We start from the raw sequence: 18,052 nt of genomic DNA, 5'->3' as shown, positions 1-18,052 counted from the left end.
CTAGGTTTCCAGCGCGAGGATACCCTTGAAAGGTGATGAAATCCCCCTTGCCCGTGCGCGACGGCGTCAACGCGACGCGCCTGCGCCTGCCGGCCGAGGGGCCCTGGGGGACGGCGCTGGACTACATGCTCCACCGCTGGGGCCACATCGACCCCGAGGGGATCCTGGCGAGGTTCGACGGCGGGGAGATCGTCGGGATGGACGGCTCGCCCCTGCACCGGGGTACCCCGCTCGAGGAGCACACGTTCATCTGGTACTACCGCACGCTGCCCCCGGAGGAGCGCCTGCCGGTGGAGATCTCCGTGCTGCACCGCGACGAGCACCTGCTCGTGGCGGACAAGCCGCACTTCCTCCCCACGACCCCGGGCGGCGCCTACATCCAGGAGTCCGCGCTCGTGCGGCTGCGCAACGCCCTCGACCTGCCCGACCTCATCCCCATGCACCGCCTGGACCGCATGACCGGCGGGGTGCTGCTGTTCTCGGTGAATCCGGCCACCCGCGGGAAGTACCAGGTCCTCTTCGAGCGCCGGGCCGTGCGCAAGGAGTACGAGTGCGTGAGCGCGCTGGACCCCTCCGGCTCTGGCGCCGGAGCGCACGACGCCGGGTGGGCGGCCGAGCGGTTCGCCGCACCCGTCGTGGTGTGCAACCGCATGGAGAAGCGGCGCGACTACCTCCTGGCCTCGGTGGTGGACGGCCAACCCAACGCTGAGACCCGTGTGAGCCTGGAGCGCGTGGGCGGCCCGGCGGACGCGCCGCGGGCCCTGTTCCGGCTCGAGCCGCACACCGGCAAGACCCACCAGCTGCGCGTGCATCTGGCCGGGCTCGGGGCCGGGATCATGCACGATCCGTTCTACCCGGTGCTGCTGGACCAGGCCCCGGACGACTACGCGCGCCCCCTCCAGCTCCTCGCGCGCGGGATCCGGTTCCGGGACCCCCTCACCGGTCGTGACACCGAGTTCCGCAGCCGGCTCTCCCTGCAGGAAGCCCCTGCCTGAGCCCGCAGCCCGGTCCCGGAAGGCGCACACTGGTGGCATGCAGATCGACATCGTCGAAGGCGACATCACCACGCGCCGGGTCGACGCGATCGTCAACGCCGCCAACTCCTCCCTGCTCGGCGGAGGGGGCGTGGACGGGGCGATCCACCGGGCCGCGGGCCCTGAGCTCCTCGAGGCGTGCCGCGACCTCCGCCAGACGCGGCTGCCCGGTGGCCTGCCCGTGGGCGAGGCCGTGGCGACCCCGGGGTTCCGGCTGCCGGCGTCCTGGGTGATCCACACCGTCGGCCCGAACTGGCACGCGGGCCAGCGGGACCCCGCGCTGCTGGCCTCGTGCTTCTCCGAGAGCCTCGCGGTGGCCCGCAAGCTCGGTGCGGCTTCCGTGGCGTTCCCCGCGATCTCGGCGGGGATCTACGGCTGGGACCGGGACGTGGTGGCCTCCACCGCCATCGAGGCCGTCCGGGCCGCGGACCCCGGGACCGTGGAGCGGGTCGAGTTCGTGCTCTTCGGCGCGACGACGGCCGCGGCCTTCGCCGCCGCGCTGCACCGGGCGGGCTGACGGGCACAACGACACAACTCAGGGTCGGATCGGGCTCTCAGCGGCCGGATTGGGCCGCGAGTTGTGTCGATCTGCCCGGCTACACCGGGATCCAGGCCCCGCGGCGGCGGCGGAGCACCTGGAGCCGGCCGGTGGTGGCGACGTCCTCGACTGCGTCCTGCAGGACCAGGGCCGCCCGGCGTGCGGCCGCGACCTCGGCCTCGTCGTTCTCCGCCTCGACGAGGAACCGCAGCGTGATCTGCGGAACCCCGCGGACCACGTCGATCTGGTGGGCCTCGACGTGGTGGAGGGAGCCGAGGGCCTCGCGGGCGGCGTCCATGACCCGCTCCGGCGGCTGGCCGGGGCGCAGGCCCGTGATCTGGAGGACGGCGCGGTAGCTGGGCATGGGGCCCACCGTACCGAAGCCCGAGGGTGTCCGCCGACGGGGATCTGCGGAACACTGGATCCGTGAGGACCCGCCCGTTGCCCTGCCCCCGGCCCGCGGCGGGGGCGCGTCCGGCGCGGGCGCCGCGGTGAACGCCTGGGGCGCCCTGCTCCTCGGCCTCGTGCCGGTCGTGGCCGCGGACGTGTTCTTCCCCCTGGTCCCCGCCGAGGTCGCGGTCGCAACGGCCGGCTCGCTCGCCGCCGAGGGCCACGTGGACTTCACCTCCGTGGTGGTCCTCTCGGCGCTCGGCTCCTGGGTGGGCGACGTGGCGATGTACCTGCTCGTCAAACACAGCCTGAGCCCGTTCGTGGACCGGTGGCGCTGGGGCCGGCGGCTGCACGCGGGCACCCACGAGGCGCTGGACCAGCTCGGCCGGCTGGGGGCCTTCGTCGCCATCGCGGGCACCCGGTTCCTCCCCGGCGGCCGCCTCGCCTCCACGGCCGCGGCGGGGATGTCCCAGATCCCGTCCCGCGGGTTCCTCATCGGGGACGCGATCGGCGGGCTGCTCTGGTCGGTGTGGATGGCGGGCGTCGGCTTCGTGACGAACACGACGACGGACCTGCCGTTCTGGGCGTCCGCCCTCGTCAGCGCCGGCGCGAGCTTCCTCCTGGCCTCCGCCTTCGCGGCCGTCCTCGCCCGGCGCCGGCGGCGGCGCGGCGCGGACGGCGCAGCGGTCAGCCGAACAGGTCGGCGGCCTTCATGAGCGTCGTCGCGACCCCGTAGAGGAGCGGCAGGCCGACGAGGATCCAGCCGAGGGCAAGGCGTGCGGTCTTCATGTCAGTTCTCCTGGGCGGTGCGGGCCGGGACGGGCTCGGCCTCGTGGAATCGTGCGTCGACGGGCTTGATGAGCAGGTTCGCCACGAACCCGACCACGAGCAGGCCCACCATGATCAGCAGCGCGGGCTGGTAGGCCGCCGCGGTGAGCTTGCCGGGCGTGCCCTGGGCGTCGAGCACGCCGTTGACGATCAGCGGCCCCACCACCCCGGCGGCGGACCAGGCCGTGAGGAGGCGCCCGTGGATGGCGCCCACCTCGAGGGTCCCGAAGAGGTCCCGCAGGTACGCGGGCGCCGTGGAGAACCCGCCGCCGTAGAACGAGATGATGACGAACGCGAAGAGCACGAACAGGGCGGTGGATGTGTGCCCGGCGAAGGCCAGCAGCACGTAGAGCACGGCCCCCACGCCGAGATAGCCCATGTACATGCGCTTGCGGCCGATCGCGTCCGAGGTCGCGGACCAGACGAAGCGGCCCGCCATGTTGCCGATCGACAGCAGCCCCACAAACCCCCCGGCCACGGACGCCGCGACGAGCGACTTCCCTCCCGGCTGCCGGAAGAAGTCCTGGATCATCGGTGCGGCCTGCTCGAGGATGCCGATCCCGGCCGAGACGTTGCAGAACAGGGCCGTCCAGAGGAGCCAGAACTGGGGGGTCCTGATCGCGTTCGAGGCGCGGACGTTGGCCGTGGTGATGAGCGCATGGGTGCGCACCGAGGCCGGGTCGAAGCCCGCGGGAGCCCACCCGGGCGGCGGGACCTTGATGGTGAACGCGCCGAAGAGCATGTACGCGAAGTAGACCACGGCGAGCGTGAGGAACAGCTTGCCCACGGCGTCGCCGCTCGCGACCCCGCCGGGTGCCGCGGAGGCCGGGTCGTAGGCATTCAGCAGCGCGGTCGAGAGCGGGCTCGCGATGAGCGCGCCTCCGCCGAACCCCATGATGGCCAGGCCGGTCGCGAGGCCGGGGCGGTCCGGGAACCACTTGATGAGGGTCGAGACGGGCGAGATGTAGCCGATCCCGAGGCCGATCCCGCCGATCACCCCATACCCGAGGTAGACCAGCCACAGCTGGCGGGTGAAGATGCCGGCCGCGCCCACGAGGAAGCCGCCCGCCCAGAACACCGCGGCCACGACCATGGCCTTGCGCGGACCGTTGCGGTCCACCCAGGTGCCCATGATCGCCGCCGAGAGGCCGAGCATCACGATCGCCACCGAGAAGATGACCCCGATCTCCGTCAGGCTCGCCCCGAAGTGCTTCACGAGCGCGGTCTTGTACACGCTCGTGGCGTACGCCTGGCCGATGCACAGGTGCACCGCGAGCGCCGCGGGTGGGATGAGCCACCGGTTGAATCCTTCTCGGGCAACGCTGTGCTCGCGGTCGAGCCACGCCATCGGGTCCTCCTGTCCGCGACCGGCGGGGCCGGCCGTTCCACGCACACGCTAATGCTCCGCGAGTGGCTTTCGTCACTTTTGCGCCGAGCGGTAGCTGCGGTGCGACGAACGGCTCGGCCGCCCCGCGCCGTCGTGCGCCGCCGCGCGCCGTCATGCGCCGATATCCTTGGACCGTGACCCTGACCGACTCCCTGCTCGGCTTCGCCGCGATCGCTGCGCTCATCACCGTCATCCCCGGCACGGACACGGCGCTCGTGCTGCGCTACACGCTCAGCCAGGGCCGCCGCCATGCGTACACCGCCGCGCTCGGCATGATCACGGGCGCGTTCGTGTGGGGCGCGGCCGCGGCCACGGGCGTCTCGGCCCTGCTCGCCGTCTCGGAGGCCGCATACGACGTGCTGCGCATTGCCGGCGCGGCGTACATGGTGTGGCTCGGCATCGGCCTGTGGCGGGCCTCGCTCGCGCGGCGCGACGGCGAGCTGCCGCCCGGCGCGCTGCCCCACCACAGCCTGGAGCCGCTGCGGAAGGCGTGGGCGAAGGGCCTGGTCTCCAACCTGCTCAATCCCAAGTACGGCATGTTCTGCGTCGCCGTCATCCCCCAGTTCCTCGTCCCCGGGGTGCCGCCGGTGGCCATGGGGCTGATGCTCTCGGTCGTGGCGAACGCGGAGGCGCTCATCTGGTTCCTCGCGATCGTGGCGGCCGCGCAGTTCTTCGGGCGCTGGCTGAACGGGGCGACGTTCCGGAAGTGGATCGACCGGGTGACCGGCACGGTGCTGGGCGCGTTCGGCGTGGTGGCCGTCCTGGAGCTGCGCCGCGCCTGAGCGGGAATACGCGGCCCCGCCGTGGCATTGTCGTGGGCATGACTGACTCCCCCGCCGTCGACCCCCAGCTCGCGCGCTGGCAGCGCTTCCGCGAGAACCGGAACAAGGCCCTCGCCGCCGAGCACGGCTGGCTCACGCTGACCTCGTTCCAGTGGCTCGAGTCCACGCCGTCGCCGGTCGAGGTGGTCCCGGGGCTGTGGTCCGTCGCCACCGAAGGCGGACGCACGACGGCGGTGCTCACCGCGGGCGCCGACGAGGGCCTGGTCTTCGCGGACTCGGGCGACCCCGTGGACGGCACGTACACCGCGGAGCTCGCGGACGAGGAGTCGCTGGACTGGGTGCTGTACGGCACGGTCCTGGTTGAGCTGGCGGTGCGCGGGGACCGGTACGCGATCCGCACGCGGGACTCCGCCTCCCCCACCCTGACCGGGTTCACCGGGGTGCCCGTGTTCGACTACGCCCCCGAGTGGGTCATCGACGCGCGCTGGGAGCCGTACCCCGAGCCCCGCGACGTGCCGATCGCCACGGCGAACCCGCTCGTGGACGGGGTGCACCGCTCGGCCGGCGAGGTGGTCTTCCGCCGGCACGGCCACGAGTACCGGCTCCAGGCCGAGCAGGGCAGCCTGGGCGGGCTGACCATCACGTTCCACGACGAGACCAACGGCCGGACCACCGACGACTGGCGCAAGGTCGAGACCCCGCGGCCCCGCCCCGACGGGTCCGTGGTGCTCGACTTCAACCGGGCGATCAACTACCCGAGCGCGTTCACGGCGTACGGCACCTGCCCCATGCCGGTGCGCGGGAACTCGCTGGACCTCGCCGTCGAGGCCGGGGAGAAGACGCCTGAATCCGCCTGACCGGGCAGACGTGACTCCTCAAGCCCGCGGACGTGACTCCTCAAGCCCGCGGACGTGGCTCCTCAACGGGATTCGGAGGACGGAGGGTCAGGCGATGGCCGAGACCCCGGTGATGTCGCGGCCGGCGATGAGCGCGTTGACCTCGTACGTGCCCTCGTAGGTGAAGATCGCCTCGGCGTCGGCGAAGACCTTGGCCATCGCGTAGTCGGCGAGGATGCCGTTCCCGCCCAGGATCCCGCGCCCGAGCGCCACGGTCTCGCGCATCCGCGCCGTCGCCCACGCCTTCGCGAGCGCAACGCGGGCCATGGTGGCCCGGCCCTCGGACTGGAGGGCGGCGAGCTCGGCGAGCATGGCCATCGAGGCGGTCGCGTTGCCGAGCATCGTCACGAGCTGCCCCTGGACCATCTGGAACTTGGCGAGCGGGCGGCCGAACTGCTCCCGCTCGAGGGCGTAGGCCCTGGCCACGTCGAACGCCGCGAGCTGCTGCCCCACGGCCTGCCAGGCGACGAGCCGGCGGGAGCCCAGGAGCATGGTGCGGGCGTCGTCGAACGAGGAGACCCGTGCGAAGCGGTCGGCCTCGGGCACCCGCACGCCGTCGAAGACGAGGTCCGCGTTCTGCACGGTCCGCAGCGCTGTCTTGTGCTCGATCCGCGTGCGCGTGAGCCCGGGCGCGGTCCCGGGCACGATGAAGGCACGCACGGCACCCTCCGAGGGTCCGCCGGCCTCACGGGCCCACACGAGGAGATGGTCGGCGAAGGTGCCGTTGCCGATCCAGCGCTTCGCGCCGTCGAGCACCCAGGAGTCCCCGTCGCGGCGGGCCGAGAGGGTCAGCCCGCCGGCGACATCGGAGCCGTGCCCCGGCTCGGTCAGCGCGAAGGCGCCGGTGGTGCGCAGCGAGACGGCGTCGTCGAGGTAGCGGGGGCGCTGCTCGGCCGTCCCGAACTCGTACAGGCCCTCGACGAAGAGGTCGTGGTGGACCATGAAGAAGGTCGCCATCGAAGTATCGGCCCGCGTGAGCTCGGCGATGACCAGCCCGGTGAACAGCCGCGAGTAGCCGTGCCGGTGCGGGGTGGAGAGCCCCAGTGCCGCGAGCCGGGGCAGCACGTGGTGCGGGAACTCCTCCCGCTCCCACCAGCCCACGGCGTGCGGGGCGATCTCCGCGGCGGTGAACTCGCGCAGCTCGGCGAGCTTGGCCCGCTCGCGGGGCTCGAGGCGCCGCTCGAGATCGTAGTAGTCCGCGGCGGGCAGCTCCCCGGCGCGCGGGGCGCCGGGGGCCAGGGCGGTCACTTGGGGGCCATCCGGATGGCGCCGTCGAGGCGGATGGTCTCCCCGTTGAGCATCGCGTTGTCCACGATGTGCGCCACGAGGTTGGCGTACTCGGCCGGCCGGCCGAGCCGCGCGGGGTGCGGGACCTGCGCCCCGAGCGAGGCCTGGGCCTCCTGGGACAGTCCGGCCATCATGGGCGTTTCGAAGATGCCCGGCGCGATGGTCACGACCCGGATGAGCGAGCGGGCGAGCTCCCGGGCGATCGGCAGGGTCATCGCGTGCACGCCGCCCTTGGACGCTGAGTAGGCGGGCTGGCCGATCTGCCCGTCGAACGCGGCCACCGAGGCCGTGTTGACGATCACCCCGCGCTCGGGGCCGCCGAGCTCGGTCGCGACGGGCTCGGTGGCGGCCATCGCCTCGGCCGCGAGCCGGATCACGTTGAACGTGCCGATGAGGTTCACGCGGACCACCCGCTCGAACTGCTCGAGCGGCAGCACGCCCTCGCGCCCGAGGACCTTGCCCGGTGTCGCGATTCCCGCGCAGTTCACCACGACCCGCAGCGGGGCGAGCTCTCCCGCACGCACGACGGCGGCCCTCACCTGGGCCTCGTCGGTCACGTCCGCGGGGGCGAAGGCGGCGTGGTCCCCGAGCTCGGCGGCGAGGGCCTCGCCCGCACTGCCGGGCAGGTCGACGAGCAGCACGGCGGCGCCCTCGGCGTGCAGCCGCCGTGCCGTCGCGGCGCCCAGGCCGGATGCCCCTCCCGTGATCAGCGCTGCCGTCCCCTGAAGCTCCATGGACCCTCCCAGTTAATCGCCGCTAACTGGGAGCATCCTAGCCCATGCCTGTGACCGGGGTCACGGCGCTCGCGCCGCTAGGGTGGGGCCATGGATCCGACCACGTGGGCGGAGCGCGCCCAAGCCGCTGCGGAGAGCGTCAACGGGGGCTTCGGCCATCGCGTCCTCGGCGCGGTCCCCGGCACCTGGATCGCCTCGGTGGTCCGGCCGTCCCAGCGGGTCAGGGCTCCGTGGGCGCCGTGGCACTACTGGTGGCAGGCCCATTACCTGGACTGCCTCGTGGACGCGGCGGAGCGCCGGCGCACCGAGAGCGGAGGGGAGCCGCGGGAGCTCGCCCTCGCCCGGGACCTCCTGGCTGGCATCCGCGTCCGCAACGGGCTCCGGTACCGGAACTGGTTCTACGACGACATGGCCTGGCTCGCGCTCGCCGCGGACCGGCTCGGCCGCCTGCAGGACCAGCAGGGAAGGGCCGGCGGCACCTTCCCCGCCGCCGGCGCCGCTGTGCGGGAGCTCGCGCGCGAGCTCGCCTCCGCCGACACGGACGACCTCGGCGGCGGGCTCTTCTGGAACACGCGCCGGCGCTACAAGAACACCGCCTCCACCGCCCCCGGCGCACTGTTCTTCGCCCGCACGGGCGAGCGCGGCCGCGCGCAGCACCTCGTCGACTGGCTCGACGCGAGGCTCCTCGATCCGAACCAGGGCCTCTACCTCGACGGCCTCAACCTCACGGCGGACGGGTCGGGCGAGCTCGTGCGGGATGTCTGGACGTACAACCAGGGCCCCGTCCTCGGGGCGCTCCTCGAGCTCGGCGGCGCCGACAACCTCGCCCGCGCGGACGCCCTCGTGGAGGCGGTGGCGGAGCACCTCACCGTCGAGGTGGCGCACGACGGCGGCCGGGGCCGCGCGCTGCGGGGCGACGGCGGCGGGGACGGCGGCCTCTTCATGGGCATCCTCGCCCGCTACCTAGCGCTGGCGGCCTGCGACCCGCGCCTGCCGCACGCCGCGCGGAGCACCGCCCGCGGGCTCGTCACCGCCACGGCCGAGGCCCTGTGGGCGGGCGCCGAACTGCGGGCGCGGCAGCACCGGAGCCCCGGGGGCGGTGCCTGGTGGACGTTCCCGCAGCGGCCCGGGGAGGCGGCGCGGGACGCGTACCCCGCCGGCAGCCGTGTGGAGCTGTCCACCCAGCTGCAGGCCTGGATGGTCCTCGAGGGCGCCCGCAGAGTCACATCCGGGGATTAGCGAAGCTCGAGGTTGCGTAATTGACGTGAGATGCGTCACATTATGGGGAGAAACGGCGGCACCTTAGGTGTGGCTAACCTACAGTCGATCGTGACGTCACCCGACGACGCCAGCCGGCGGCGCCGTCGACCACCGCTCCTGTGACCCCACGAAAGGGAAGCTTTCGATGAAGCTCCGACCCCGCGCCCTCGCTGGCCTCGCCCTGGTCGCCGCGACCTCGCTCGGCCTCGCCGCCTGCGGATCCTCGGCCCCCGGCACATCCTCGGCCTCCGGCGACAAGGGCACCATCACGGTCTACAACGCCCAGCACGAGTCCCTCACGAAGGAGTGGATCGACGCGTTCACGGCGGAGACCGGCATCAAGGTCAACTACCGCCAGGGCGACGACACCGAGATGTCGAACCAGATCATCCAGGAGGGGCCCGCCTCCCCCGCGGACGTCTTCCTGACCGAGAACTCCCCCGCGATGACCCAGGTGGAGAATGCGGGCCTCTTCGCGGACATCGATCCGGCCACCGCCGCGCAGGTCCCCGCCGAGTACCGGCCCTCCACCAACAAGTGGATCGGCATCGCGGCGCGCTCCACGGTGTTCGCCTACAACAAGTCCAAGGTCTCCCAGGACAAGCTGCCCAAGTCCCTCATGGACCTCCAGAACCCCGACTGGAAGGGCCGCTGGGCCGCCTCGCCCTCCGGCGCGGACTTCCAGGCCATCGTCTCCGCCATGCTCCAGCTCAAGGGCGAGGACGCCACGAAGGCCTGGCTCCAGGCGCTCAAGGACGGCGCCAAGACCTACAAGGGCAACTCGACCGCGATGAAGGCCGTCAACAGCGGCGAAGTGGACGGCGCTGTCATCTACCACTACTACTGGTTCGGCGACCAGGCCAAGACGGGCGAGAACTCCAAGAACGTCGGCCTCGAGTACTTCAAGAACCAGGACCCGGGCGCCTTCGTCTCCGTCTCCGGCGGCGGCGTGCTCAAGTCATCCAAGAACCAGGCCGCCGCGCAGGAGTTCCTCAAGTTCATCACCGGCAAGAAGGGCCAGGAGGTCCTGCAGAAGGGCGCCTCCTACGAGTACGCCGTGGGCTCCGGCGTTCCGTCCAATGACAAGCTCGTGCCCCTCGACCAGCTCCAGGCGCCCAAGATCGACCCGGCCAAGCTCAACTCGCAGAAGGTCAACGACCTCATGACCGCAACAGGACTCCTCTAGACCTTGGAATCCGCTCCAGCCACCGCCCTCGCCGTCGCCGGTCTCCCGGTGCCGGGCGAGGCGACCCCGACGGCGGGCGAGGGCAGGCGCCCCCGCCCGCCCTTCGGCGTCGTCCTCGCCGCCTGCCTCGTCGCCGCTGCGTCGCTGATCCCGCTCGGGTTCGTGGCGTTCATGACCGTCACCACCGGCTGGGACACCGCCACGGAGCTCATCTTCCGGGGGCGCACGTTCGAGCTGCTCGGCAACACGCTCCTGCTCACGCTCATCACCGTGCCGCTGTGCATCGTGCTCGGGGTGGGCGGGGCGTGGCTCGTGGAGCGGACCGCGCTGCGGGCCCACCGGGTCTGGGCTGTGGCCCTGGCGGCGCCGCTGGCGATCCCCGCGTTCGTGAACTCCTACGCGTGGGTCTCCGCGGTGCCGCGGCTCGAGGGCCTCTTCTCCGGCGTCCTCATCGCCACTCTCTCCTACTACCCGCTCGTGTACATCCCCGCCGCTGCCACGCTCTCCCGCCTGGACCCGGCGATCGAGCAGTCGGCCGCCTCGCTGGGGCTCGGCGCGTGGCGGACGTTCTTCCGCGTGGTGCTGCCGCAGCTGCGGATCGCGGTCTCCGGCGGGGCGCTGCTCGTGGCGCTGCACCTGCTCGCCGAGTACGGCGCCTTCGCGATGATCCGCTTCGACACGTTCACCACGGCGATCATGGAGCAGTACCGGTCCACCTTCAACGGCGCCGCGGGCACCATGCTCGCCTCCGTCCTCGTCACGGTCTGCCTCGTGCTGCTCGTGGCCGAGGCGCGGGCGCGCGGCAACGCCCGCTACGCGCGCATTGGCTCCGGCGCCCAGGCCACCCCCACGCGGCTCGCCCTCGGGACCTGGCAGCTTCCCGCGCAGCTGGCGCTGCTCGCCCTCGCGGTCCTCGCTGTGGGGGTCCCGCTGTGGATGAGCGTCACGTGGGCGGCCCAGGGCGGAGCGGACGTCTGGCAGACCTCGGACCTCGCGGGGGCGCTCGGCTCGAGCCTGTGGCTCGGGCTGCTCGGCGCGATCGTCACCACCGTGGTGGCCTTCCCCCTCGCGTTCCTCGCCGTCCGGTTCCCGGGCTGGCTCTCGCGCGGCCTCGAGCTGTCCAACTACGTCACGAGCTCGATGCCGGGGATCGTCCTCGCGCTCGCCTTCGTCACGGTCGCGCTGCGGGTCATCCCGGGCGTCTACCAGACCACGGGCCTGCTCGTGGCCGCCTACGTGCTGCTCTTCCTCCCGCGCGCCCTCGTGAACCTGCGGGCCGGCCTTGCGCAGGCGCCCAAGGAGCTCGAGGAGGCCGCCCAGGCCCTCGGGAAGGCACCGCTGCTCGCGTTTGTCCGCGTCACCCTGCGGCTCGTGGCCCCGGCGGCGGCCGGCGGCGCAGCGCTCGTGTTCCTCGCCGTCGTCAACGAGCTGACGGCCACCCTGCTCCTCTCCCCGTTGGGCACCAAGACGCTCGCCACCGAGTTCTGGGCCCTGACGAGCGAGATCGACTACGTCAGCGCGGCGCCGTACGCACTCGTGATGATCGCGCTCTCCGCCCCGATGACGTACCTGTTGTTCCAGCAGTCCAAGAAAGCAGCCGGACAGTGACCGAACAGAACCCCACGCCCACCGCGGCGGCCCGCTTCCCCAGCCCGCGGGTGGCCCCGCAGATCGCCCAGACGGCGGACCACCACCTCGACATCGAGGAGGTCACCAAGGACTTCGGGCGCCAGCAGGTGCTCAAGGGCATCAACCTCTCCGTGGCCCGGGGCGGGACCACCGCGATCGTGGGCCCGAGCGGCTCGGGCAAGACCACCCTCCTGCGCCTCATCGCCGGGTTCGAGGCCCCGGACACGGGCCGGATCCTCATGGACGGCAAGGAGGTCGCCGGCAGCACCTGGGTGCCCGCGCACCGGCGCAACATCGGCTACGTCGCGCAGGACGGCGCCCTGTTCCCGCACCTGTCGGTCGGGCAGAACGTCGCGTTCGGCCTGGACCGGGAGAAGTTCCGGGGCCGCAAGGCGGTCCAGGAGCGGGTCGACGAGCTGCTGGACATGGTGGCCCTCGACCCCGCCTACGCCAAGCGCCGCCCCCACCAGCTCTCCGGCGGGCAGCAGCAGCGGATCGCCCTCGCCCGGGCCATGGCGTGCGAGCCCGAGGTCATGCTCCTGGACGAGCCGTTCTCCGCGCTCGACGCCGGCCTCCGGGTCGCGACGCGCCGCGCGATCGGCAGGGTCCTGCACCAGGCGGGGGTCACCACCATCCTCGTCACGCACGACCAGGCCGAGGCCCTCTCCTTCGCCGACCAGGTCGCCGTGATGCGCGGCGGCCGGCTCGCCCAGATCGGCAACCCGTTCGTCGTCTACACCCGCCCCGCGGACCGCGCCACGGCCGAGTTCCTCGGCGACGCCGTCATCCTCGACGCCTGGCTCGAGGGCTCCCTCGCGATGTGCTCCCTCGGCGCGATCCCCGTGCGCCGCCCGCCCGCGCAGGGCCGCGTGCAGATCATGCTGCGGCCCGAGCAGATCCGCGTCGCCGCGGACTCCCGCATCCACGGCACCGTGCTCGACTGGGACTACTTCGGCCCCGAGTCCTCCGTGCGCATCAAGCTGCCCGAGCGGCCCGCGGACCCGCGCATCCCCGGCGGCGGCGAGATCATCACCATCCGCCATTGGAACGCCGCCATGGCCCGGGCCGGGATGGACCTCGCCCTGAAGGTCATCGGCGAGGGCGTGGCCTTCCCCATCGACTGACCCTCCTCCGCGCCTCCGGCCTCCGGCCTCCGGTTTCGGGTACGCATCTCGTCGCCCTTCCGACGTTTCGGGTACGCATCTCGTCGCCCTTCCGCCGTTTCGGGTACGACGGCGACCGCCCGCCTCCCGCGGGCGGCCCACCCGAGGCGAGCCGGCGGCGTAGTGCGCGGGACTACGCTGAACGCATGGCCGACGACGTCACCCCCGCCACCCGCTGGGTCCGCAGCTCCGCCCTCACCCGGTACCGCCTCGCCCCCAACCCCGGGCCCATGAGCCTGGACGGGACCAACTCCTACGTGATCGCGGCGCCCGGCTCGGACTCGGTCGTGGTCGTGGACCCGGGCCCCCTCGATGCCGAGCACCTGGCCGAACTGGCGGGCGCCGGGCGGGTCGAACTCGTGGTCCTCACGCACCACCACCCGGACCACACGGAGGCTGCCGAGGAGTTCCACCGCATGACCGGGGCCCCGGTGCGCGCACGCGACGCCGCGCTGTGCCTCGGCGCGGACCCGCTCGACGACGGCGAGCGCCTCGAGGCGGCCGGGGTGCGGATCGAGGTCCTCGCCACCCCGGGCCACACCGCGGACTCGATCTGCCTGGCGCTCCCCGACGACGGCGAGCACGGCGCGGTGCTCACGGGCGATACGATCCTGGGCCGCGGCACAACGGTGATCGTGTTCCCCGACGGGCGGCTCGGCGACTACCTCGCGACCCTCCGCCGGCTCGAGGCCCTGGGCTCGGCCACGGTCCTGCCCGCCCACGGGCCGGTGCTCCCCGACCTCGCGGGGATCGCGCGCGCCTACCTCGCCCACCGCGAGGAGCGGCTCGACCAGGTGCGGGCGGCCCTCGCGGCCCTGGGCGCGGACGCGACGGTCGCCCAGGTGACCGACGCCGTGTACGCGGACATCGAGCCCAGCGTGCGCCGCGCCGCCGAGAACTCGGTCGCCGCGCAGCTGGACTACCTGCGCGGGTAGCCGCCGGGAGCCGGGCGGTCAGAACCGGCCGGGCGCCTCAGAACAGGCTGAACTGCGAGAACTCGCCGGTGGCTGGGCCGATGTCCGCCCGGACCTCGTCCACCCGGCCGGGCGCCTCGTCGGACCGGAGCCAGGCCAGCAGCGCCTCGACATCCTCGCGCGCCCCCTCGGCGACCACCTCGACCGTCCCGTCGGCGTGGTTCCCGGCCGAGCCCACGAGGCCGAGCCGCTCCGCCTGTCCGAGTGTCCGGAACCGGAACCCGACCCCCTGCACCATCCCGTAGACCGTGGCGCTGAGCCGGGCCTCGGGGGCCTCAGAGGTGCCGGACTGGCTGCGCGGGCTGCGGCGCCGGAAGATCGACATGCCTCAAGTGTCCGCCGCGGCACGGGACGCCGCCAGCGCGGCGGGGCCCCTGGCGCCGTCCGGCGTCCGGAGCGCGTCCACCCACAGCACCGCCGCGAGCACGATCGCCCCGAGCGAGAAGGACGCGGCAACGTCCGTGAGCCAGTGGCGGCCCAAGTAGAGGTCGCTCGCGGCCACGGCCAGGACGAGCAGCGCCGCGGCCAGGGCGGCGAGGGGCAGGCCGCGCGTGCTGACGCGGCGCGAGTAGACCAGGTACAGGCCCACGAACAGCAAGGTGGCGGCACCGGCCGTGTGCGCGGAGGGGAACGCCGGGCCGTCGCTGCCCCCGACCGCCTCGAACCATGCCGGGGGCCGCGACCGCCCCACCCAGTAGCGGGCGCCGGCGACGAGGAGGAGGTTGGCGAGCGAGGCGCCCGCGAGCAGGGCGGGGCGCCACAGCTCGCGCCGCCACACCGCCCAGACGGCGGCGACGGCGACCGACGCCGCCAGGACCACGAGCGGTCCGGTGGCCGCGCTGAGGGCGTCCGCGACGGCGGTCGCAGGACCGCTGCGGTGCGCCGCGAGCCCGTCCAGCACCGGCCAGTCGAGGTCCGCGATGCTCCAGCTCCCCGCCACCGATTCGAGCAGCCATCCGAAGACGACCAGGCCCGCCGCCGCGAGCGCGGCGGCCACGGCCCGCAGGGCGGAAGCGGTGACCTTGAGCATCCTCCAAGTTTTGCGCGGCCGCGTGGGAGATGACCGGGAGGAAGCTCGGCGACGGCTGGGAGCCGATGCGCCCGAGCTCACCCGGCCCCCGCCCGGCCCGCCCTGTCGCGCCCGGCGGCGCGACGGTAGCGTGGCGGCATGAGCGCTCCCCTGCAGCCCGCCCTGCACCGCCAGCACGTGGCCGTCGCCGCCCCGACCCAGCTGTGGCTCAGCGCCGAGGGCCGGCTCGTTCCGGACCCCGCCGGCCTGACCGGGATCTTCCACGCCGACACCCGCTTCCTCGACCACGCGGCAATCACCGTCGACGGGACCGAGCCCCAGCCCGTGGGCGTCACAGCGGCCGGGGGCCGCATCGCCGTGGACGGCCTCGCCCGGAACATCGCCGGCCCCACCCTCGACCCGGCGGTCCGGGTGGTCCAGACCTGGACCGTGGAGCCCGGGACCGTGCGGCACTCCATCGAGCTCAGCACCTCCCTGCCCGAGCTGGACTGCACCCTCGCGGTGCACCTCGGCGCGGACTTCGCCGGGATGGACGCGGTGCGCGTCGGGCACCCCGGGGACCCGGTGGAACCCGCGCACGACGCCGCGCGGCTGGCCTGGGAGCGCGGCGGCAGGCGCGCCGTGGCGACTCCCGGCACGCCGGGGGCGCGCCTCGCGACGTCGATCGACCGCGACTCCGACGACACGGACGGGTTCCCCTCGGGCCACCCGGCCCTCGTCTGGTCTGCGTCCCTGGGCCGCGGGAAGCCGTTCCGCGCATCGTGGAGCGTGGCGCTCGAGGACGCCGACGCCGTCGTGCGTGCCGCGACGGACAGCCCCGCGGTGGAGGACGAGGCGGAGAGCCGGCCCGGCGCCGTCGGCCGCCTGCTGGCGACCTCCCTGCAGCAGCTCGCGGGACTGCGGCTCGCCACGGTCCGGATGCCCGACGCCCCCTTCCTCGCGGCCGGGGCGCCCTGGTACTTCACGCTGTTCGGGCGCGACTCGCTGTGGTCGGCCCGCCTCCTGCTCCCTGAGGACACCCCGCTCGCTGCCGGGACACTGCGCGCACTCGCGGCGTACCAGGGCTCCGAGCGGGACCCCGAGTCCGCTCAGGAGCCGGGCAAAATCCCGCACGAGATCCGCGCCCACGAGCTCGTGGTGGACCACGGCCCCGGCGGGGACCAGCTGCGGCTGCCCCCGGTCTACTACGGCACCGTGGACGCGACCGCGCTGTGGCTGTGCCTGGCCGGGGAGCTCTCCCGGACGGGACGCGCCCCCGACGCCGTGCGAGCGCTGCTGCCGGCCGCCCGGCGGGCGGCCGACTGGCTCCTCGCCTCCGCGACCGGGCCGGGCGGGTTCCTTGCCTACCGCGACGAGACCGGCCATGGGCTGAGCAACCAGGGCTGGAAGGACTCGGCGGACGCGATGCAGTTCCGGGACGGCCGCCGCGCGCAGGGGCCGATCGCCCTGGCCGAGGTGCAAGGTTACGCGCACCAGGCCGCCCTCGAGGCCGCCGCCCTCTTCGAGGAGCTGCGCGGGCCCGGCGGCGGCGAAGGGCTGCGCGCCCAGGCGGCGGCGCTGCGGGAGTTCGCGGCGGGCATCCGCTCGCGGTTCCGTGAGTCGTTCTGGGTGGAGGACGGCGCCGGGCGGTTCCCGGCGATGGCGCTCGACGGCGGCGGCACTCCCCTCGACGTGCCCGGCTCCAACATGGGCCATCTGCTCGGCACCGGGCTGCTCGACGCGGACGAGGCGCGCCTGGTGGTGGACCGGCTCCTCGGCGACGAGCTGTTCAGCGGCTACGGGATCCGAACCCTTTCGACGGCCGCGGCGGGGTACTGGCCGCTGAGCTACCACTGCGGGTCGGTCTGGAGCCACGACACCGCCATCGCCGTGCGCGGGATGCTCGCCGAGGGCTTCCGGGCCGAGGCTGCGACGGTGGCGCGCGGGCTCCTGCGCGCCGCAGACTCGCTGGGCGGCTCGCTGCCCGAGCTCTTCTCCGGGGTCGGGACCGACGAGTCCGCCCGGGCGCTCGCCTACCCGGCCGCCTGCCGGCCGCAGGCCTGGAGCGCCGCCTCCGCGGCGGTGGTCGCGCGGGCGCTGAGGGGCTGATCCGGCGCGGCGTGCGGCGGCCCGTGGTCGCCGGGCGGCGTCAGCGCACCGGATTCCTCGGTCAGGGCCGCTTCTTCTGCGGGTAGACCGTCTCACCCCGCGCCAGCATGTCCACGAACTCGGAGATCTTCCGGGCCCGCGTCTCGGGCCGCTTGACCGAGGTGGTGCGGTAGATGAGCGCGAAGCGGTTGGTGGAGGTGAGCACGTCGAACATCGCCTGGGCCTCGGGGACGGCGGCGATGGCTGCCGCCAGGTCGGCGGGCACCTCGGCCGAGGCCGCGCCCTGGTAGGCGGCCTCCCAGCGCCCGTCAGCCTTCGCGGCGTCCACGGCGGCGCGGCCGGCCGGCGTCATGCGCCCCTCGGCCTCGAGCCGGGCCACCCGGTCCACGTTGGTGCGGGACCATCGGCTCTTCGGCGAGCGCGGCGTGAAGCGGATCGCCGAGCTCTCCGCGTCCCGCGCCCGCAGCTGCCCGTCGATCCACCCGAAGCACAGCGCCTCCAGCACCGCTCGCTCGTAGACCAGCTCGGTCACGGCGCCGCCCTTCTTGTGCAGGACGAGCCATACGCCCGGGCTCGCCAGGTGGTTCTCGGCGAGCCACACCCGCCACGCTGGAGCATCGGGGACGACGAGTTCGGGGAGCTCGGGGGCCATGCGGACCACCTTCGCCGAGAGCGGGCGGCGGCGCAAGGCGCCTGTACCCGGAACGCCGGATCCCCGGCGAGATGCGTACCCGAAACCGGGAAAGGGCGGCTGTGAAGTCTCGGGACTGAATGGACACTTCTGTCTCAGGTGAGTGTGGACAGTGTGTCTCACGAGTCCGTGGACACTTCGGGCCTCTGATCGGC

General features: G+C 73.5%; 19 protein-coding genes. 11 read left to right on the top strand and 8 right to left on the bottom strand.

Annotation, left to right across the window (positions count from 1 at the left end; genetic code table 11):
- Positions 1 to 35 precede the first annotated feature (35 nt).
- Positions 36 to 995 (top strand): pseudouridine synthase, encoded by a 960-nt coding sequence (locus ACVWWH_RS15225; protein ID WP_457317132.1) that lies wholly within the window; start codon positions 36 to 38, stop codon positions 993 to 995.
- A 37-nt stretch (positions 996 to 1,032) separates the two neighbouring features.
- Positions 1,033 to 1,551 carry an O-acetyl-ADP-ribose deacetylase gene (locus ACVWWH_RS15220; protein ID WP_066495081.1) on the top strand — a complete coding sequence of 173 codons (519 nt, stop codon included), beginning with the start codon at positions 1,033 to 1,035 and terminating at the stop codon, positions 1,549 to 1,551.
- Positions 1,552 to 1,630: 79 nt separating this feature from the next.
- On the opposite strand, the gene ACVWWH_RS15215 is transcribed toward ACVWWH_RS15220, so the two are convergent.
- Entirely contained in the window at positions 1,631 to 1,936 is a 306-nt protein-coding gene (locus tag ACVWWH_RS15215; protein WP_066495079.1) for a hypothetical protein, read from the bottom strand.
- A 127-nt stretch (positions 1,937 to 2,063) separates the two neighbouring features.
- On the opposite strand from ACVWWH_RS15215, the gene ACVWWH_RS15210 reads away from it, so the two are divergent.
- The gene (locus tag ACVWWH_RS15210) at positions 2,064 to 2,678 is read left to right on the top strand and encodes a DedA family protein (protein WP_457317131.1); all 615 of its coding nucleotides are present in this window, start codon (positions 2,064 to 2,066) and stop codon (positions 2,676 to 2,678) included.
- Here ACVWWH_RS15210 and ACVWWH_RS15205 read toward each other — a convergent pair.
- Positions 2,650 to 2,751, bottom strand: coding sequence for an MFS transporter small subunit (locus ACVWWH_RS15205; RefSeq protein WP_442758771.1), 102 nt, complete (start codon positions 2,749 to 2,751; stop codon positions 2,650 to 2,652). The genes ACVWWH_RS15210 and ACVWWH_RS15205 overlap by 29 nt on opposite strands.
- A 1-nt stretch (position 2,752) precedes the next feature.
- Positions 2,753 to 4,138 (bottom strand): OFA family MFS transporter, encoded by a 1,386-nt coding sequence (locus tag ACVWWH_RS15200; protein ID WP_066495075.1) that lies wholly within the window; start codon positions 4,136 to 4,138, stop codon positions 2,753 to 2,755.
- Positions 4,139 to 4,311: 173 nt separating this feature from the next.
- Here ACVWWH_RS15200 and ACVWWH_RS15195 point away from each other — a divergent pair, with 173 nt between their 5' ends.
- Both ACVWWH_RS15195 and ACVWWH_RS15190 read left to right on the top strand, forming a co-directional pair.
- Positions 4,312 to 4,959 (top strand): LysE family translocator, encoded by a 648-nt coding sequence (locus ACVWWH_RS15195; RefSeq protein ID WP_066495069.1) that lies wholly within the window; start codon positions 4,312 to 4,314, stop codon positions 4,957 to 4,959.
- Positions 4,960 to 4,997: 38 nt separating this feature from the next.
- On the top strand, positions 4,998 to 5,816 hold the full coding sequence (locus ACVWWH_RS15190; protein ID WP_457317130.1) for a DUF1684 domain-containing protein: 819 nt from the start codon (positions 4,998 to 5,000) through the stop codon (positions 5,814 to 5,816).
- Between the two features lie 87 nt (positions 5,817 to 5,903).
- On the opposite strand, the gene ACVWWH_RS15185 is transcribed toward ACVWWH_RS15190, so the two are convergent.
- Complete coding sequence (locus ACVWWH_RS15185; RefSeq protein ID WP_457317129.1) at positions 5,904 to 7,103, bottom strand: acyl-CoA dehydrogenase family protein; 1,200 nt, start codon at positions 7,101 to 7,103, stop codon at positions 5,904 to 5,906.
- The gene (locus ACVWWH_RS15180) at positions 7,100 to 7,876 is read right to left on the bottom strand and encodes an SDR family NAD(P)-dependent oxidoreductase (protein ID WP_066495067.1); all 777 of its coding nucleotides are present in this window, start codon (positions 7,874 to 7,876) and stop codon (positions 7,100 to 7,102) included. The genes ACVWWH_RS15185 and ACVWWH_RS15180 overlap by 4 nt, the downstream gene beginning before the upstream one ends.
- 90 nt (positions 7,877 to 7,966) lie before the next feature.
- Between ACVWWH_RS15180 and ACVWWH_RS15175 the strand changes: the two genes are divergently transcribed.
- From ACVWWH_RS15175 to ACVWWH_RS15155, 5 genes are all read left to right on the top strand, one after another.
- Positions 7,967 to 9,115, top strand: a complete 1,149-nt coding sequence (locus tag ACVWWH_RS15175) for a glycoside hydrolase family 76 protein (RefSeq protein ID WP_457317128.1) — start codon at positions 7,967 to 7,969, stop codon at positions 9,113 to 9,115.
- Between the two features lie 166 nt (positions 9,116 to 9,281).
- Positions 9,282 to 10,322, top strand: a complete 1,041-nt coding sequence (locus ACVWWH_RS15170) for an iron ABC transporter substrate-binding protein (RefSeq protein ID WP_457317127.1) — start codon at positions 9,282 to 9,284, stop codon at positions 10,320 to 10,322.
- A gap of 3 nt (positions 10,323 to 10,325) precedes the next feature.
- Positions 10,326 to 11,930 carry an ABC transporter permease gene (locus ACVWWH_RS15165; protein WP_457317126.1) on the top strand — a complete coding sequence of 535 codons (1,605 nt, stop codon included), beginning with the start codon at positions 10,326 to 10,328 and terminating at the stop codon, positions 11,928 to 11,930.
- Positions 11,927 to 13,075, top strand: a complete 1,149-nt coding sequence (locus tag ACVWWH_RS15160; protein ID WP_457317125.1) for an ABC transporter ATP-binding protein — start codon at positions 11,927 to 11,929, stop codon at positions 13,073 to 13,075. Before ACVWWH_RS15165 ends, ACVWWH_RS15160 begins: the two co-directional genes overlap by 4 nt.
- Positions 13,076 to 13,260: 185 nt before the next feature.
- Positions 13,261 to 14,049 carry an MBL fold metallo-hydrolase gene (locus tag ACVWWH_RS15155; RefSeq protein WP_457317124.1) on the top strand — a complete coding sequence of 263 codons (789 nt, stop codon included), beginning with the start codon at positions 13,261 to 13,263 and terminating at the stop codon, positions 14,047 to 14,049.
- 37 nt (positions 14,050 to 14,086) lie between these two features.
- On the opposite strand, the gene ACVWWH_RS15150 is transcribed toward ACVWWH_RS15155, so the two are convergent.
- Together ACVWWH_RS15150 and ACVWWH_RS15145 are read right to left on the bottom strand one after the other, a co-directional pair.
- On the bottom strand, positions 14,087 to 14,413 hold the full coding sequence (locus ACVWWH_RS15150; protein ID WP_457317123.1) for an acylphosphatase: 327 nt from the start codon (positions 14,411 to 14,413) through the stop codon (positions 14,087 to 14,089).
- 3 nt (positions 14,414 to 14,416) lie between these two features.
- Positions 14,417 to 15,118, bottom strand: a complete 702-nt coding sequence (locus tag ACVWWH_RS15145) for a phosphatase PAP2 family protein (RefSeq protein WP_457317122.1) — start codon at positions 15,116 to 15,118, stop codon at positions 14,417 to 14,419.
- Positions 15,119 to 15,256: 138 nt separating this feature from the next.
- On the opposite strand from ACVWWH_RS15145, the gene ACVWWH_RS15140 reads away from it, so the two are divergent.
- Positions 15,257 to 17,206, top strand: a complete 1,950-nt coding sequence (locus tag ACVWWH_RS15140; protein WP_457317121.1) for a glycogen debranching N-terminal domain-containing protein — start codon at positions 15,257 to 15,259, stop codon at positions 17,204 to 17,206.
- Between the two features lie 61 nt (positions 17,207 to 17,267).
- Here the strand turns inward: ACVWWH_RS15140 and ACVWWH_RS15135 are convergent, their stop codons facing one another.
- Positions 17,268 to 17,858, bottom strand: a complete 591-nt coding sequence (locus tag ACVWWH_RS15135; RefSeq protein WP_066495050.1) for a YdeI/OmpD-associated family protein — start codon at positions 17,856 to 17,858, stop codon at positions 17,268 to 17,270.
- Positions 17,859 to 18,052 lie beyond the last annotated feature (194 nt).

Source organism: Sinomonas sp. RB5, assembly GCF_054063535.1.
Note: the sequence above shows the minus strand (reverse complement) of the source record. Positions and strands in the feature narration are given on the sequence as shown.